Raw genomic sequence first — 16,196 nt, forward strand, 5'->3', positions numbered from 1 at the left:
CGGCCGGCGGCGGCCCGGCCGGCGGTGGCCGCTTGCGGGGGGCCGCCGAAAGGCCCGTCCCGACGCCCCGTCGATGAGGTCCGTCGTAAAGGGTTGCCGAAGCGCCCCGTCGATGAGGACCGCCGACAGGAACTAGACTGGTGGGCTGCCGTTGATCGGCGGCCCACCTTCTCGTCGCTCGCCTCTCGTACCTGGAGCTGTCTCCCATGCAGAACACCCCTGTCGCCTCGCTGGTCGGGGAGGAGTACGAGGTCGAGGTCGGCCCGGTGGCCCACGGCGGCCACTGCATCGCCCGCACCGAGGAGGGCCGCGTCCTGTTCGTCCGCCACGCGCTGCCGGGCGAGCGGGTCCGGGCCCGGGTGACCGAGGGCGAGGAGACCTCCCGCTTCCTGCGCGCCGACGCGGTCGAGATCCTGGAGGCCTCCAAGGACCGCATCGAGGCGCCGTGCCCGTTCGCCGGGCCCGGCAAGTGCGGCGGCTGCGACTGGCAGCACGCCAAGCCGGGAGCACAGCGCCGGCTGAAGGGCGAGGTCGTCGCCGAGCAGCTCAAGCGGCTCGCGGGCCTCACGCCCGAGGAGGCCGGCTGGGACGGCACCGTCATGCCGGCCGAGGGCGACAAGCTCCCGGCGGGGCAGGTCCCGCAGTGGCGGACCCGCGTGCAGTACGCGGTCGACGCCGAGGGCCACGCCGGTCTGCGCAAGCACCGCTCGCACGAGGTCGAGGTCATCGACCACTGCATGATCGCCGCCGAGGGCGTCTCGGAACTCGGCATCGAGAAGCGCACCTGGGAGGGCATGGCCTCGATCGAGGCCGTCGCGGCGACCGGCTCGCAGGACCGCCAGGTCATCCTGACCCCGCGCCCGGGCGCCCGCCTGCCCATCGTGGAGCTCGACAAGCCGGTCTCCGTCCTGCGCGTCGGCGAGAAGGACGGCGGCGTCCACCGCGTCCACGGCCGCCCCTTCGTCCGCGAGCGCGCCGACGACCGCACCTACCGCGTCGGCAACGGCGGCTTCTGGCAGGTCCACCCGAAGGCCGCGCAGACCCTCATGCTGGCCGTCATGCAGGGCCTGACCCCGCGCAAGGGCGAGACCGCCCTCGACCTCTACTGCGGCGTCGGCCTCTTCGCGGGCGCCCTCGCCGACCGCGTCGGCGAGCAGGGCGCCGTCCTCGGCATCGAGTCCGGCAAGCGCGCGGTCGAGGACGCCCGCCACAACCTGGCCCACTTCCCGCGCGTCCGCATCGAACAGGGCAAGGTCGAATCCGTCCTCCCGCGCACCGGCATCACCGAGGTCGACCTCATCGTCCTCGACCCTCCGCGCGCCGGCGCCGGCAAGCCCACCGTCGACCAGCTCGCCGCCCTGGGCGCCCGCCGCATCGCCTACGTCGCCTGCGACCCGGCCGCCCTGGCCCGCGACCTCGCCTACTTCCGCGCCGGCGGCTACCGCGTCCGCACACTGCGCGTCTTCGACCTGTTCCCGATGACGCACCACGTGGAGTGCGTGGCGATCCTGGAGCCTGCTGAAAAGGGCGCCTGACCTGCGGTTTCGTCAAGTGTGCGTTATGTGCCCTACGCGCGTTACGGGCGAAATCTTGACGCAAATCTGACGCACGTGAGGCACGCGTGACGCACGTTTGACGCACGCCGGATGGGGTTCCTGACGGTTAGTCATGCAGAAAGCCGCCTCCAGAGCAGGCTGTGTTGCCCGCCGGGGGAGGTGGCTTTCGCGTGGCTGGAAAGTACGCGCCCTGCTCTGTCAGCGTCCCCCATGGTTTCTTGGTTTCTCCGCTCAGTCACGCTCTGTAGTTGAATTGGCCGGCGGAGTCTCGCTTGACTGGGTTCGGAAAGAGCCTCGGATCCCGGTGCGTTGGGCCTGGACGGCTGAGGGGCAGCTCGGTGCGGCCGCTGAGGGACGGGCGGTGTGGAGTTCTCTGAGACTGATCTGGGTGGCGGCCGATCCAACTGCTACAGCCTCTACGCGGTCCGCGACCCCCGGCGCTCGATCGCCCGGGACCGCTGCCGGTCCTTCGGCGACGAGGCACGTGGTCCTCGAGGCGGTGGCTTTGGCCAGCTGTGGAAGAGCACGGACCAGGCAGGGTGTGTTTGCGTTCCCGCCGCCCTGGCCGGCCGGTGCCCTCGACTCCCTCGGGCCCCCTCGGCAGACGTCACACGCAAATATCGAACTGCAGTGGTCCAGTTCTCTACTGGAGCGTGTAGCGGACGCGGTGAGCGTGGAAGTAGCCGGGGACGATGACTGGTTGGCGTTGGTAGCGGCAGATCTCGTGCTCGAGGTCGACGACTGAGCGGGTGCGTGAGGCGTGGACATGCAGCTTGAGGTCCGCATTCAAGATCTCGTCTGGGTTCAGCTCCGGGCTGTAGCCGGACACCAGGTGCAGCTCGATGCGTGCGGCTCCTTTGGTGAGCCATGAGCAGACCGCCTTACAGCGGTAGCCCGGGTGCCCGTCGGCGGTCACATGGACCTTCCGGCTGGCCTGACAGGCGAGCTGTCCGGGAAGGCAGTGAAGCCCTCATGGTGAAGCGGCTGGTGAAGACGGTGAACCACAGCGCGCTGCGAGAGGCGATCGGGGACATGACGTTCCCGCGCACACGCTGGTCGAACTCCGTCACCGCGACGCCTTTCGCCGGCGCCTCCCGGCGGCCGCCCGCCTACCAGGCTCCACGGCCTTCAAAGGAGACGCCGGAGACTGCCTCAACGTCCTCACGCCCGTGATCCGACAGCAGCACGGAAACCGTTCACAGCCGCACCGACTCCAATGGCGATGACGACAAGTTCCATGAGCGTCCCTGCCAGTTCACTCACGCGTCGCGCAGCGATCCGGCACCCCCACCGTTCTGGATCCATCGGGTGTCCAGGTCAGCAACCCCGATCCAGGGCGGCGCAGAGCACCGTGAACGTATACTTGAGGCTGCGTCAACCGGGTTGCTGGTCGGAGGGGCCATGGGGGGTAAGAGAGAGCGCTGTGCGGCTGGTGGCACAGTCGCGTGGGCTCTCCTAGCTCCTGGCAAGAGCATCGCCAGTGTCCACGCCAAGGTGAATCAGTGACGAGCGAGTTCGAAGTAACTCTCGCTGATGTCGAGTCTCTGTACGACATCCCTGAGGACGACCTGATCGGTGAAGTTCTGATCCCGGCCATGGCGGTGGCAGACCATGTCCGAGTCGGAGCGGGCTTCTTCAGTTCGCAGTGCCTGGCGCAGATTGCTCCTGGTCTGGCCTCGTTCCTCAAGCGGAGTCAGGGCACTATTGAGTTGCTTATCAGCCCCTCAATCAGCGACGCCGACCGGGACGCACTTGCCCGAGGGGCGCTAGCGCCCCAGGCAGCGATTCAGGTGGCTGTAGATCGACTGCTCGAAGAGGCCTCCCTGTCGCAGCATGCCCTAGTCCATCACACCCTCGACTGCCTTGCGTACCTCGTCGCCTCCAACCGCCTGGTGGTCCGCTTTGCGCTGATGAAGCAAGGGATGTACCACAAGAAGCTGTGGTTGTTGCGTTCGGGTTCAACCTGGGCCGCGGTACACGGCTCAGGCAACGCAACAGCCCGGGGCCTGCTGGTCAATGGCGAACAAATGAGTGTCGACCGGCCGTGGACCGACGGTTCCGCCTCGCAAGCGCGCGTGACGAAGCTCGCGGCGCGGTGGGACAGCCAGTGGGCGAATACAAGCCCTCACGTCCTGTGCGTCGAACTCAAGGACGGGCTGCGGGCGATCGACGGTCGGAATACCGGAGCAGCGCCCCCGTCAATCGAGGATTTCTGGCGATCTTGGCACGCCGACCATACACGTGGCCTTGAGCCGCCACTCCCACCTGGGATCGACGTGGCTGGCCCACGACGCCTCACGATTCCGGAGAAAATAGATTGGCGAACTGGCAAGTTCGGCCATCAGGGCCGCGCGGTGGCTGCGTTCCTGGGTAATGGGTCTAGAGGGATTCTGGCCATCGCTACAGGTGGGGGCAAGACACAGACTGCTTTGATCGCGGCAGTTCACGAGCAGGACAGGCATCGGGGACCCGTCTTGGTCGTGATCATAGTTCCGAGCACACCCTTACTACGGCAATGGGCAGAAGCCGTCAGAGGTTTTGGAGTCGAGCCGTTTCAACCGATTGCTATGACAGGCCCGCGGCGCCGCGGCCTCCTTGAGGAGGTCCGGGCGGGACTCTCTGGTCGAGATCCATTCACGGCGGTCATTCTCTGCACTCAAAAGCTGTTCACTGAAGACGAGGACATGCGCAGCTTCATCGCCGAGCTCCCCGACGGGGTGCACGCTGTCCTCGTCGGTGACGAGGTACACAACCTCGGCTCGGCTGGCTTCATGGCGAAGGCGCCACACCGCTTCAACGCTCGTCTGGGCCTCTCGGCAACACCGACTCGTCAGTACGATGTCGAGGGCACAGAGGCGCTCTTCGAGTTCTTCGGCGCCCCGGTTTTCGAGTTCACACTTCGGGACGCCATCAACGCCGGCTGCTTGACGCCGTACAACTATTACGTCCACGAGGTCGTGCTAACCGAGCGGGAGATGGCCGAGTACGAGGACCTGACGCGCCAGCTGCAGCGCAAAGGGTTTATAGCGGCTGATGATGGCAAGGACTTCGGTCATGACGCTCACGTTGAGCATCTCTTGCGTAAGCGCCGAGCCGTCCTTGAACAGGCCCAGGCCAAGATTCCCACACTTGAGCACCTGCTGGAAACGGGTGGGCCCGAGAACGTTGCTCGGACACTTATGTATACGTCTGCCAAGCCAGTGGCGTTGCCAGGGCCATCCCAGATACACCTTGTCAACGGCGTGCTCCGCCGACTCGGAATCCGCTTCCACCAGTACACGAACACGGAAACCTCCAGTTCGAGTGCTGCTCAATATCTTGAACGCTTCGGTAAAGGCGACTATCAGGTCCTCGCGGCGATGAAAGTCCTCGACGAAGGTGTGGATATTCCGCAGACCGACACGGCATACCTGCTCGCGTCGAGTACTGTCCGGCGGGAGTGGATTCAAAGGAGAGGGAGGATCCTTCGTCAATCCCCCGGGAAGAAGATCGCAGAGCTTCATGACTTCCTGGTTGTCCCACCGCGGACTGATACGGCAGCTGCGCGTTCTGTATTGAAGGGGGAGCTTGCCAGGGTGCGGGAGTTTGCCGATACGGCGGAAAATGAATACGATCACGACGGTCCTCGCGAGATTATCGCCAAGTATGAGACCGCACTATAGGTAGGGGCTGTAAATGGCAACAACTCCCCGAATACGAGAAATCGCGAGCGTCGAGGTGAGACAGCTTCCGCTGCGGTACGACGGATATCATGAGGATCTCATTGAGGTGCTTGATCTGATCGCGAGACAGCAGGAGCATATGACAACGAGTCGGCAGCGGCAGGAACTCATCACCAAGCGCGTGGAGAAGGTAGGGAGTTTCGCGTCCTCGCTTGGTGGTGGAAGCGGCCAATGAGAATCCAGCGGATCAGAGTCCATAATTTCAAGCTGCTCAAAGACGTCGATATCCAATTGTCGATCGATCCTGCCAAACCACTGACAGTCATACGCGCCGAGAATGGGTCCGGTAAGACGTCCCTTCATTATGCAATTATCTGGGGTTTGTATGGGATGGACGCTCTTAAGAGCGTCGCCAGCCCCACAGATATCAGGCTGTCGTCCAAGGCGACACCTGCCGGATCGCCGGTATTCATCGAGGTAGTTCTCGATTTCCATATCACCGACGAGGCCGGCACGGTGCACTACCGGCTCACGCGACATGTTCAGGAAACCCCCCAGGTGGCTGGATCGGTGGAGCGTGGCCGGGAAGTTGTGAAGCTGTCAAAGCTCACCGCATCAGGCGATGAGGATCTTGACCAGCCGGAGTCGTGGCTACAACAGTGGCTGCCGAAGAGGCTCGTGGACATCTTCTTCACGAACGGGGATGACGTTCAGAAGTTCATCACCGGCAAGCAAGAAGCTCGGGTGCGGCAGGAGAAGGTCCACCTTGCGATCGAGAGCCTTCTCGGAATCCGTCAGCTCCGGACGGCAGTCCTTGACATTGAGGCGGTACAGGCCGTCCTCGACCGCAAGGCGGCCCGGGATGCCGGCGGCAAGCTGGAAAAGGTCACGGGCGAGCTCGAAAAGCTCGAACTGGCACTCAAAGAGATCGACGAGGACTACGAAAAGCATGCAGTTCGGCTCGCAAACATCGAGAGGGATCAGGCCCGTAAGGCGCGCGAGCTTGAATCCATCCGAGGCATCGGTGATCTTGATGCCATCAATCAAGAGATTCAGGGGCTAAATGAAGATCTGGCTTCAGTAGAGGGCTATCAGCAAAGGAACCTCGACAGGATGAAGGGCCTTCTGCGCAGTGAAGCCCTGTCCTGGACTCTTGCGGGTGCCCCGCTGAGGCAGGCCCTGACGCGCCTGGACGAGCTGAAGGACCTCCGCAAGATCCCGAAGACCTCAACGCAGATATTGGAAGACCGGCTTGAGCTCGGCATCTGCATCTGTGGGGAGAGGTTGGACCCAGGATCGACTCATCGTGATGAGGTTTCGAAGCTGCTGGCCGAGCAACAGGACCGAGATGCGATCGCGGAGCGACTCACGGAGCTACGGTACGGTGCAAGGGCACTACGCAGTCTAAACAGGCAGGATTTCGCGGAAGTTCGCGCCGAGGTCCTGGGAGACTACGCAAAGCTGGCGGAATCGGTGCGGAGTAAAACGACTGCTTTGCATGCAGTAAAGGAGCGCCGTTCCCTGATCGACGATGCCAGGGTGCGAGAGCTCACCGAAGAGCTTACCGAACTCGACCGAAAAAAGAGCGACGTCAACTTCAAGCTAGGTAACCTGGACACTCGCCGCGGGACTGCGCAGTACGACTGTGACCAGAAGCGCGAAGAGAAAAGGAACGCCGAGCGTAATGCTGGCATCTCGCGAGATCTTGCTATTAGGCGTGATGTCGGACTGGATCTCCTCAGCTTGGCGAGGGCGGTGCAGGGTCAGCTTGAAGGGCCCTATGTCGAGCGGGTCTCGAAACGTCTTGACGGCATGTTTAAAGAAATTGTCGGTGCTGACAATGGTGATACCACGGGCGTCATCACTTCGACGTCGATCACTAGCAATTTTGATATCGTTGTTTCGTCGCAGCATGGCAATAGCCTTGATCCTGACTTTGAAGTAAACGGCGCCTCCCAGCGAGCGCTGACACTCGCATTCGTATGGTCGCTCATGGAAGTCGCTGGTACGGTCGCGCCGCGGTTCATTGACACTCCGCTAGGGATGGTCTCAGGTACCACCAAGGAGCGCATGGTGGAAGCCATTACACGCCCTCCGGCACCCGATGAAACGCCCTACCAAGTGGTGCTGCTATTGACTCGATCCGAGATCGCCGGCGTGGAAGACATCCTGGACGAGAGGGCCGGAGCCTTCGGCACCTTGTCGTGTAGCCAGCACTACCCGCTCGATCTCGTGAATAAATGGGCTGAAGATGAGCCGTATTCGCGCAACTGTGGCTGCAGCCACCGAGAGCAGTGTAGTATCTGTGCGCGGCGTCATGACAATGATCTCGGCTTGCGGTTCAGAGAGGAATCTGTGGCGTGAGCGGTATGAGCCCATACGCGTCTGTTGAGCTGACCATGCCGGCGGATCTGCATTCGAAGATCAGCCAGTTTTTTGGGCCTGGCAAGCCGGTCGGACGAATGATCGATGCATGGTGGCTTGGCCTGTGTATCGGCGTCAAACATGGTCAGAAGCGTCAGCGTGCGAGCGAAATTCGAAAGTTCGCCGATGGCACCATCTTCGCAAGTGACGATTGGCGGATCGTCCACCTTGAGCTGCTTGCGATAGCCGAAATGGGCGAGGCGGTCCTCACGCAGCCCCGAGAAGTCATCAGACTTGCTTCCAGCTACGCGGACTACGGTCTTGAGTGGGTGGCAGACCGTTGCTTGGGTGCTAACGAACCGATCCTGGCGCTACTCAATGCGATCGAAGTCCCCACCGGCTGAGAGACCGACCGCCGCAGACAGGAGTAGCCATGGGCTGTCCGAGGCTTTGAGTCTCAGCATGCCAACTCGCGGACACGGCGAGGTGGGCGGGTGCGGGGGCGGTGCATTCCGATGGTTCGCTTCGTGGCAGCGGCGCGCACTAACCGGTGGCTTCCCAGCTTGACTAACCGGCGCTCTCTCGACCTCTCCGACCTCTCCCCTCGGGAGCAGGCGGCCCTGGTCGAAGGGCGCGCGATCAACATGATCCCCTCAGCCGAGGCACTCGCGGAGAAGATCACGGCCGCCCAGGCGGCAGGTCGGAAGTTCGTCATCAAGTACGGCATCGACCCGACGCCCCCCGACGTACACCTCGGCCATGCGGTGCCGATCATCATCGCGAGCCGGTTCCAGCGCATGGGGCACCATGTCGTCTTCATCATCGCGAGCCGGTTCCAGCGCATGGGGCACCATGTCGTCTTCATCATCGGTGACGTCACAGCGAAGATCGGCGACCCGTCCGGGTGCTCGTCCGAGCGCCCCGCTCTCACCGACGACGACATCGCGCGGAATCTCTGCACCTACCAGCAGCAGGTGACGCCGTTCATCGACTTCGCGCGAGCCGATCTGCACTTCAACGGCGAGTGGCTCAACAGGGTCAGCCTGCCCCAGCTCGTGGAAATCCTGGCCCGCGTGCCGGTGTCCATGTCCCTCCAGCGTGAGGACTTCCGCACCCGGCTCGCGGAGGGGCAGGGCCTGTCCGTTGCCGAGTTCGTCTACTCGGTCGTCATGGCCATGGACTCCGTGGCCATCACCGCCGATGTCGAATTGGGCGGCGTGGACCAGCTCCTAAACCTCCAGAGAGATGACCTGCAGTGTGCTCTGCGGCTCATGCGCGAAAATCGGGTCGAGGTCGCGCGTAACTGCAAATTCGGTCAAGTTGGGCCCCTTCGAGGTCTCGGTCTGTACAACCAAACCCACGTATGGGGGAGAAGTCAACGATGAGTTGTATGGAAGTCTTGAGTTACTGGCACACCTGGTCATTTGGCAATCTTAGATCTGCCCTGGACGCGGCGGATTTGAGGATTCGGCAGGTAGAAATCTGGCGGTATGCCTTGGAAAGGGGCACCTCGGGAAGGGGGGAGACTGCCTGATGAATCGTATCCAAACGGAAAGGGCCCTGCTGACTTCGGCATAGACCGAAATCAGCAAGGCCCTTCAACGTGTAAGAGCTCTACAGGTGACACACGGCGCAGCCGGCCTCGTCGTCATCCTCGTCGTGGGCGTCAGCGAGTATCTCAAGTAGGGGGCGGTTCGGCTTCACACGCTTGGCTGCGCGGTCGAGCGCGGCCTGGTGCTTTTCCTCGATCTCGTCCCGGCGGGCGATCAGTTCGTGCAGCGACTCGCCCTGGGACCAGGTGTACTCCCGGCCCTGCATCGCAGTGCGCCGGTAGTTGACCTTCTCTTCGTACGCTATGGCCTTCTCGAACAGCTCCGGATGGCGGTCCTTGAGGCCCACCCACTCGTGCTTGCGCTGGAAGAAGCAGAAGTAACAGCCCGAGCGAGTGCGCCACTCGTAGTACGCCGGCAGACCGATGCCAGCCTCCTCGAGGATGCGGTCGACGCCCGCTCGGTCGATACCGTCTTCCCGGAAGGGGAAGACCGCGGAGATGTTCGGCTTGGTGCTGACGTAGCCGAGGCGGTTCTCATCGGCGCGGATCGCGACGTAGGAGATCACCTCGTCATCGCCGACCCACTCCTCCAGGGGCTTGAGCTTCAGGTTCTTGGTGCACCAGCGCATCTGAGGGCTGGGCAGCGTGCCCTGGTAGACCTCGAGCCAGTGGTCGAAATCGCGGGTCGCGTTGAGTCGCACGATCGGCTTGCCGACAGCGGCCTCAAGGCGGTTGAGGTACTCGTACGTCTCCGGCAGCTCGGCGCCGGTATCGCAGAAGAAGTACTCCATCTCCGGCACCCGGTCACGCATGTGAATCGCGAGAGCGGAGGAGTCCTTGCCTCCCGACAGGCCGAGGACGTGGCGCTTCTGCCCCGCCGGGCTGTTGGTGTCGGTCACAGCATCTCCTTCGTCGTCGGGGCCGCGTCGGAGTCCTGCACGGCCAGGCGCTCGGCCAGGGCGGCGAGAAGGATTCGTGCGCCGTCGGGACCCAGTGCTTCTTCAGCCTGCCTGATAACACTGACAACGAGCTCGTCGGCCACCCGGCGGGACTGCTTGGGGACGTGGATGAGGGTGCGCTCCTCGGTCCCCTGAGGTGTGGTGAGCGTCAGCAGATGGGTGTCGATCTGCCGGGAGGCGGTCGTCTCGTCCTTGGCCTCATCGGTAGCCGTGTGGGCTTCGTACAGGTGGCTCACACGGTCGAGCGCGCGGGCCACCTCCTTGACCTGACGCGGGAAGGTCGCGGCGTCCTTGTCGGTCCAGTCTCCTAGAGCTCGGTTCGCCAGGCGGATGATGATCGGGTCGAGCCAGTCCTCGTCCGGCAGGCTCTCGTTGAGAACACGGGAGACAAAGCCCTGCAGGTTGAGCTCGAGCGGCGCGTTGGCGAAACCGAGCAGCCGTTCGGTGAGTCCGGTGCGAAGGCCGGTGATCTCGGCTGGCAGACGGAACTCGCGGCCGATCGTGGCCACGACCTCCTGGCGCAAGGCGGCGCCGGCACCGGTGAGATCGTCGAGCGCTGCCGTCAGGCTGGTTACGAACGCCTTAGCTGCCTCTTCGTCCCGAGGTGCCGTAGCCCCGATCGGCTCAAAGCCCAACGCCGCGGGCAGAGAGGTGAAGACCAGCTCGTCGGGGTCGGTGGCCTGAGAAAGCACGTCGCGGATCGCGAGCGCCTCGGCGCTCAGCCGACGAGTCTTCAGGGCATAGGGCTCCAGAACCATGACGCGCTCGAGCATCGCCCGAGTCACGCCGAGCAGCGCAGGGTTACGGGCAGCCCGGGAGCGCGGGGTATCGACATTGAGTGCCTTGGCCAGACTGTTGACGACGAGGAGGCGCTGCCCGCGGCCCGTGGGGGAAGCCTTGATCGTGAAGCGATCCGGATACGGGACGTTGAGCCTCTCGACGATCTCCGGAGTGAGTCGCTGGCAGTAGTTGCCGTCCTCGAACAGGGCGACGTCCTGAGCCCGCAGGATGAGCGCGGTAACCACAAGGATCGGAACGACGCCAGCCTTGACACCGTAGGGCGGTGCCATGAGCTGCTGGTAGATGTCGACGATAGGCGTGGCCTGCTTCGCGCCGGTCAGGGCCTCCTCAAGGGCTTCCCAAGCCTTGATGATGCTGGGGTTCTTCTCGGCGTTGGGGCGCGACAGACCATGCGTGAGGATGCTCGTGGTGTCGGTTCCGGCTTCAGTCTCGCCGGCGGCGCGGTGCAGCCCGAGGTATTCCAGGACGCCGTGGTAAATGGCCCGCTCAGGCGTGTACTTCGTCCTGTCGTATCCGAGCAGGGGGTTGCCCGAACGCTGCAGCATTGAAGTCAGCAGTTCACGACGGGCACGGGCGCCGTTGCTGGTCAGCTGGTGGCGTCCCACCATCTCGTTGCGGATGTGCGGGGTATGCGGGTATACCCGGTCGCAAGCCTGAGACGCCAGGTTGGCGTAGCTGCGAGCCTCGATGGGCTCGCAGTCATCACCCTGGACCTCAGTACCCTTGTGCCACAGGTACCAGTTGGACTGCGGGCTCAGAGGATTGAACGCCTCGTCCAAGCGGGCGCCGATGGTCTGAGACAGGTGCGCTGTACGCTCCTCGATCTCGCGGGTGGCGACATGGTCGATGGTGTCGTCGTCGAGGAGCTCCTCGAGCGCGACGAGGTCGATGCCTGCTTGGAGAACGGCCTCCGGGTTCTTCGTGGTGCCGATCAGCACAGGCAGCGGTGACTGCACCGCAGGGCGGGTCTCCAGCGGTCCAAGGTGGTAGACGATCAGGCCGTCAGCAGCATCCTGGACAACCTGAGGACCCTTGAGCCTCTCGCTCTTGTGGCTGACCGCCGTGGAAAAGTAGCGCAACATGCCGGTGCGCTGGCTGTGTCCGCCAGCAACGACCGCCGCAGGGAGCACAGTCCCGAGGTGCTTGCTGAAGTAGTTCATGACGTCGGCCGGGGCGATGCGCGTGGCCACTTCTCGAACCCGTGCATCGATGTCGACGTCTGTGCCCTGCCAGACCCGGTACTCGTCGCTGTAGGCACGGTGAACGAGGAAGCCATCCTCGACAAGCCTGTCCAACCGCTCCTGCAGAGCAGTGAAGCGATCCGGGTCGAGTGCGTCCGTCGGGTCATTCAGCGCGAACTGGATCATGGGCGGGGTAGCGCCCAACGCACCGTCGGCGTCCATGAGGTTGAGGACGCCGATCACCTTGAGGACGTCTTGGTCCTCCGTGGGCAATCCGTGGGCTTCATTGAGACGGTTGTCGACCTCGAGCCAGCGGCTGGCCTTAGTCGAGGCGAGGATGGTCGTACGGCCTGAGGCAAAGAAGTAGTCGTACAGCTGCGGCAGGCGAATGGTGCATGCCCGCTCAGGAGCCTCAGACGACAAGGTCTCCAGGGCTCGGCGGACCGTGTTCGGCTCGTCGCTGGCCAAGAAGCCGGTGAGGCTGCGGTCGTGCTGGCCGATCTGCGCGGCGAGCAGAGGCGCGGCGACAGCGGTGAGCGGGTGCAGAGGGTAGAGGTCGGCGAACATCTCCGCGGAGATATCCACGACGGCGCGCAGGGCGTGCTGCTTCCAGGCGTATGCCGCTGCGTCGGCCTGCTGCCGGATGAGCTCGAGACCCGGCTCCGAGACGCCCGTCAAATCGAGGCGCCGCCGCATCAGGTGGACTGCGTCGCCGAGGTTCGGAGCGAAGGTGATGTCTTCAAAGCGGCCCTGGACCTTGGCCCATTCCTGGGTCTGGATGGCGCTGGAACGGGCCGCGTAGTCAGTGAATGCAAGGTGCTGCAGCGTGAACATGAACAGCCGCATGCCCGAGGGGCCCGCGCCCCTCTCGGCTAGCATCTGCAGCAAGAACACGTCGCTCGCGGCGCTACCCGAGTCGCCGGCAGCGGCGGAGTACTCGAGGTTCTTGCCGAACTCGTCGATGATCAGGAGCAGAGGGTGCCGGTCACACAGGGCCGCGACGGCGTTGGTGATGCTCTCGTGGCTCGGGACCTTGCCTTCCGCGCAGGCGGCCAGGGCCTGGCCGATTTCCTTCGGAACCCGCTTCTTCCACTTGCGCTCGACCGCGGTCTGGAGAGCACGGAGCACGGTAGCGGCGAGAGGTTCGCGTCGAGCCGTGGCAACAGCGCCGAGGAAGCCTGCCTTGTCGCTGAGCTCATCGCGTACACGGGCGAGCCGAGCGGCCTGTCCAGGGTTGCTGGCCCTGACCGCAGCCTCGGCCTCGGCACGTCGGGTTTCGTCGTGGCCGAGGAAGGCATCGAAGAGGTTCGAAAGGGTGGACTTGCCGGAACCGTACGGACCAGTGAACGACCAGGCGCGCGTGCGACGGAGATTGGCCACGGCGTTGGTGACGCGATCAAGTACGTCGAGCGCGCGGGCTCCCACGTACGGGTCGTTGAGGTGCTTCTCCTCGACATCGCGCTCAAGGTTGGTGGAGCGCAGCTCCGAGCCGACCAGGGAGATACCCGCGGGCAGCTGTACAGGAGCGACCTGCTGAGGGCGCTGAATGGTCTTCGTTGCCATGGTTACGCGATCTCCTCGATCAGGTCCAGCGCCTCGACCTGCTGGGGCATCTTCTTACGCGTCCGCTTGGGAGCGTTGCAGTCAAGCGCGGGGTACTTCTTGGTCCATTCCTGGGGCGTGGGGAATCCCTCGCGCTCGCGCACGCGTCCGTAGTGTGCGTCGAGGATGTCCCAGGCAAGCGGCAGAGGAGCCTTGGAGAAGGCCAGGCTGCTCTGACCGAGCGCCGAGACGATCTGCAGGTCCGGGTGGTCGCTGACGAGAGATTCAATAGCCTTTGCCAGGTCCGGTTCCCGCATGCGGAATGCCCGGCCTGGAGATCCCGGGTCCTGCGCGAGTCGGGCCAGCGAGATGGATCCGGCGTTCGCCGAGGACCGCGCGGCGAAGTCCAGACAGGCGTACGCGAGAACGGGCGCCGGCAGGTTCGAACGCGATCCGTTTGTGAAGCGCCAGGCGCGCTCCTTGCCCTTGCCCTGGCCTTCCAGCAAGCCAAGTTCACGGAAGGGGGACATGAGAAGGTCCTCGAAGCTACCCGGCGACAGCGGGTTGAACTCCTGGTCCAGTGCGTACATCTTGATCATGCATTCCACATCTCGCGAGATGGACTCGCCAGCGGGCCAGTCCTTCTCCTCGAAGTTCTCGTGGACGTGGCGCGTGATGAAGCTGGTCATCTCCGCCGAGGTGACTCGGGAGCGGGGTGCCAGGTTGAAGATCATGTACCAGCTCGGCGCCCAGCACTTGGCTTCAGTGTCATTCGACAGCAACCACCAGTGCAGCAGCCACAAGCTGCCCGTGTCCTCGAGGTAGGGGTCTGCTCCCTCTTCGTCGAGCAGCCACCGGGCACGCCAGGTCGGAGATGCGATCAAGGCTCGGTAGGAGGGGTCCTCGTGCGGGTGCTCCTTGGTGAGTTTGAACGCCTTCGACCAGTGGCGCATCGAATACACCATGTTCTTGCCCACGCCGAGCAGGACAGGAGCATCCTCGCGGTGGAAGATCTCACGGTCGTGCTTGACCTGCATATACGCCTTGTGCAGCCAGCCGAAACGCGGGGCAAATGTTTCGTGGCGCCCAAAGGAGAGCTCCACGGCTTCAGAGAGCCGGCTGTCTGACATGCGAGGGGGCCTTTCAAGAGCAAGATCGAGAGGGAACGTGTCTGCGTGGGGATAACGCCGGTCAGGGCTCGGTCGTCGCGGCCATGACCGACCGGACGTGTCTAACGGCGTCGATGGCCGCAGCCGCGGCCCGTTCGATGTCGCGTTCGGTGGTTGCGTGGCCGAGGGAGAAGCGGACAGTGGAGTCCGCGTCGTCACGGCTGTGCCCCATGGCGAGAAGCACGTGACTGGGGCTAGGAGCTCCTGACGAGCATGCACTCCCGTCGGACGCGGCCACCTGCGGCATGGCCGCGAGGACTGCGTCGGCAGGCAGGCCAGGGAACGTAATGCTGGTTACTCCCGGAAGACGAGGAACGCGGGCTCCGTTGATCCAGCAGTCGCCGATCTCGGCGGTCAGAGCGGCTTCTAGGGCGTCGCGCAATGCGCTGACCCTGGCCACCTCATCGGCAAGATGTTGGCGAGCGGCTTGAGCAGCAGCCCCTAGCCCCGTGATTCCAGCCACATTGAGCGTGCCGGCCCGCCACCCACGCTCGTGCCCGCCGCCGACGAGTAGTGGACGGTGCGGCAGGGGCGTTCCACGACGCACGAAGAGGGCACCGACACCTTGCGGGCCGCCGAACTTATGGGCTGAGAGGGAGAGCAGGTCGACATCGAGCTCCCCAAGGTCGAGCGGGAGGCGTCCGACGAACTGTGTAGCGTCGGTATGGACCAGAGCGCCGACCTCGTGAGCGGCCTTACAGACCGGGGCCAGGTCGGTCAGCACCCCGGTCTCGTTGTTCGCCAGCATGAGGGAGACGAGCGCCACCCGCTGGTTGTCGAGCGCCGCACCCAGAGGCTCAAGGTCGACCGTGCCGTCCCTGTCGACCGGAAGAATGAGCAGGGAGCCGGGCTGCTCTGATGTGACGGTACGGGCTGTCTCAACCACGGCCAGGTGCTCAGCAGCAGTGGTCACCAGCAAGCCGCCGCGGGCGTAGCCGGCCCGCAGAGCGAGGTTGTTTGCTTCTGTAGCACCAGACGTAAAGATGATCTCGCCTGGGGTGCAATGCAGCAGGTCAGCAAGGCTGCGGCGGGCTGCATCGACCCGGGTGGCCGCGTCGCGGCCGGGGTGGTGCATGCTTGATGCATTGCCGACGCTTCGCAGTGCGCTGAGCGTCGCCTCTAGGGCCTCTGGCCGCAGGGGAGCGCTGGCGTTGTAGTCGAGGTACACCACGTCTACGTCCTGCAGGTCCCCTGCCATGTTCCGCTCCCATTTGCCGCTGTGCACCTCGGGCACTCCTGGCGGCTCAGGCCGGGCCGCGCTCATCTTCGACCAGGAGTGCACTGAGATCCTATCTAACGCCCCGAGGGCGCGGAGACCGCTTGAGTGGATAAGGGTCGGCTGAGGCTGGGGGGAACGCCTGCGGTTTGACGGCGACAGAGACGCCTGACCTGCGCTTTCCATGGTCACGC

The 16,196-nt window shown here is 64.0% G+C and carries 9 protein-coding genes and 1 pseudogene; 5 read left to right on the forward strand and 5 right to left on the reverse strand.

Features of this window, described 5'->3' with window-relative positions; genetic code table 11:
* Positions 1–206: 206 nt before the first annotated feature.
* Positions 207–1,535, forward strand: coding sequence for a class I SAM-dependent RNA methyltransferase (locus tag ACIGO8_RS24805; RefSeq protein ID WP_399734629.1), 1,329 nt, complete (start codon positions 207–209; stop codon positions 1,533–1,535).
* A 664-nt stretch (positions 1,536–2,199) separates the two neighbouring features.
* On the opposite strand, the pseudogene ACIGO8_RS24810 reads toward ACIGO8_RS24805, so the two are convergent.
* A pseudogene (locus tag ACIGO8_RS24810) lies at positions 2,200–2,484 on the reverse strand (transposase); the annotation flags it as partial.
* 574 nt (positions 2,485–3,058) lie between these two features.
* Between ACIGO8_RS24810 and ACIGO8_RS24815 the strand changes: the two are divergent.
* The 4 genes from ACIGO8_RS24815 (at position 3,059) to tyrS (ending at position 8,967) form a co-directional block, all read left to right on the forward strand.
* The gene (locus tag ACIGO8_RS24815) at positions 3,059–5,218 is read left to right on the forward strand and encodes a DEAD/DEAH box helicase family protein (RefSeq protein ID WP_399734632.1); all 2,160 of its coding nucleotides are present in this window, start codon (positions 3,059–3,061) and stop codon (positions 5,216–5,218) included.
* A 231-nt stretch (positions 5,219–5,449) separates the two neighbouring features.
* Positions 5,450–7,582, forward strand: coding sequence for an AAA family ATPase (locus ACIGO8_RS24820; RefSeq protein ID WP_399734635.1), 2,133 nt, complete (start codon positions 5,450–5,452; stop codon positions 7,580–7,582).
* Positions 7,579–7,986: a hypothetical protein gene (locus ACIGO8_RS24825; RefSeq protein ID WP_399734638.1), complete on the forward strand. Its 408-nt coding sequence runs from the start codon at positions 7,579–7,581 to the stop codon at positions 7,984–7,986. The genes ACIGO8_RS24820 and ACIGO8_RS24825 overlap by 4 nt, the downstream gene beginning before the upstream one ends.
* Before the next feature lie 123 nt (positions 7,987–8,109).
* The gene (tyrS, locus tag ACIGO8_RS24830) at positions 8,110–8,967 is read left to right on the forward strand and encodes a tyrosine--tRNA ligase (RefSeq protein WP_399734640.1); all 858 of its coding nucleotides are present in this window, start codon (positions 8,110–8,112) and stop codon (positions 8,965–8,967) included.
* Between the two features lie 229 nt (positions 8,968–9,196).
* Here the strand turns inward: tyrS and ACIGO8_RS24835 are convergent, their stop codons facing one another.
* The 4 genes from ACIGO8_RS24835 to ACIGO8_RS24850 all read right to left on the reverse strand — a co-directional run bounded on the left by ACIGO8_RS24835 (position 9,197) and on the right by ACIGO8_RS24850 (position 15,984).
* The gene (locus ACIGO8_RS24835; RefSeq protein ID WP_399734642.1) at positions 9,197–10,033 is read right to left on the reverse strand and encodes a phosphoadenosine phosphosulfate reductase family protein; all 837 of its coding nucleotides are present in this window, start codon (positions 10,031–10,033) and stop codon (positions 9,197–9,199) included.
* A complete protein-coding gene (locus tag ACIGO8_RS24840; protein WP_399734644.1) occupies positions 10,030–13,638 on the reverse strand; it encodes an ATP-binding protein in 3,609 nt (1,202 codons plus the stop codon). Before ACIGO8_RS24840 ends, ACIGO8_RS24835 begins: the two co-directional genes overlap by 4 nt.
* Before the next feature lie 2 nt (positions 13,639–13,640).
* Positions 13,641–14,747, reverse strand: a complete 1,107-nt coding sequence (locus ACIGO8_RS24845) for a DUF4007 family protein (RefSeq protein WP_399734647.1) — start codon at positions 14,745–14,747, stop codon at positions 13,641–13,643.
* A gap of 61 nt (positions 14,748–14,808) precedes the next feature.
* Positions 14,809–15,984 carry a cysteine desulfurase family protein gene (locus ACIGO8_RS24850; RefSeq protein WP_399734650.1) on the reverse strand — a complete coding sequence of 392 codons (1,176 nt, stop codon included), beginning with the start codon at positions 15,982–15,984 and terminating at the stop codon, positions 14,809–14,811.
* Positions 15,985–16,196: the final 212 nt, after the last annotated feature.

The sequence above is a fragment of the Streptomyces sp. NPDC053493 genome, from assembly GCF_044544825.1.
GTDB lineage: Bacteria > Actinomycetota > Actinomycetes > Streptomycetales > Streptomycetaceae > Streptomyces.

What these genes read in the sequence shown, in the direction of transcription:
- ACIGO8_RS24805 (WP_399734629.1), top strand. Translation starts at nt 207, where the DNA reads ATGCAGAACACCCCTGTCGCCTCGCTGGTCGGGGAGGAGTACGAGGTC.
- ACIGO8_RS24820 (WP_399734635.1), top strand. Translation starts at nt 5,450, where the DNA reads ATGAGAATCCAGCGGATCAGAGTCCATAATTTCAAGCTGCTCAAAGAC.
- ACIGO8_RS24840 (WP_399734644.1), bottom strand. Translation starts at nt 13,638, where the DNA reads ATGGCAACGAAGACCATTCAGCGCCCTCAGCAGGTCGCTCCTGTACAG.
- ACIGO8_RS24845 (WP_399734647.1), bottom strand. Translation starts at nt 14,747, where the DNA reads ATGTCAGACAGCCGGCTCTCTGAAGCCGTGGAGCTCTCCTTTGGGCGC.
- ACIGO8_RS24850 (WP_399734650.1), bottom strand. Translation starts at nt 15,984, where the DNA reads ATGGCAGGGGACCTGCAGGACGTAGACGTGGTGTACCTCGACTACAAC.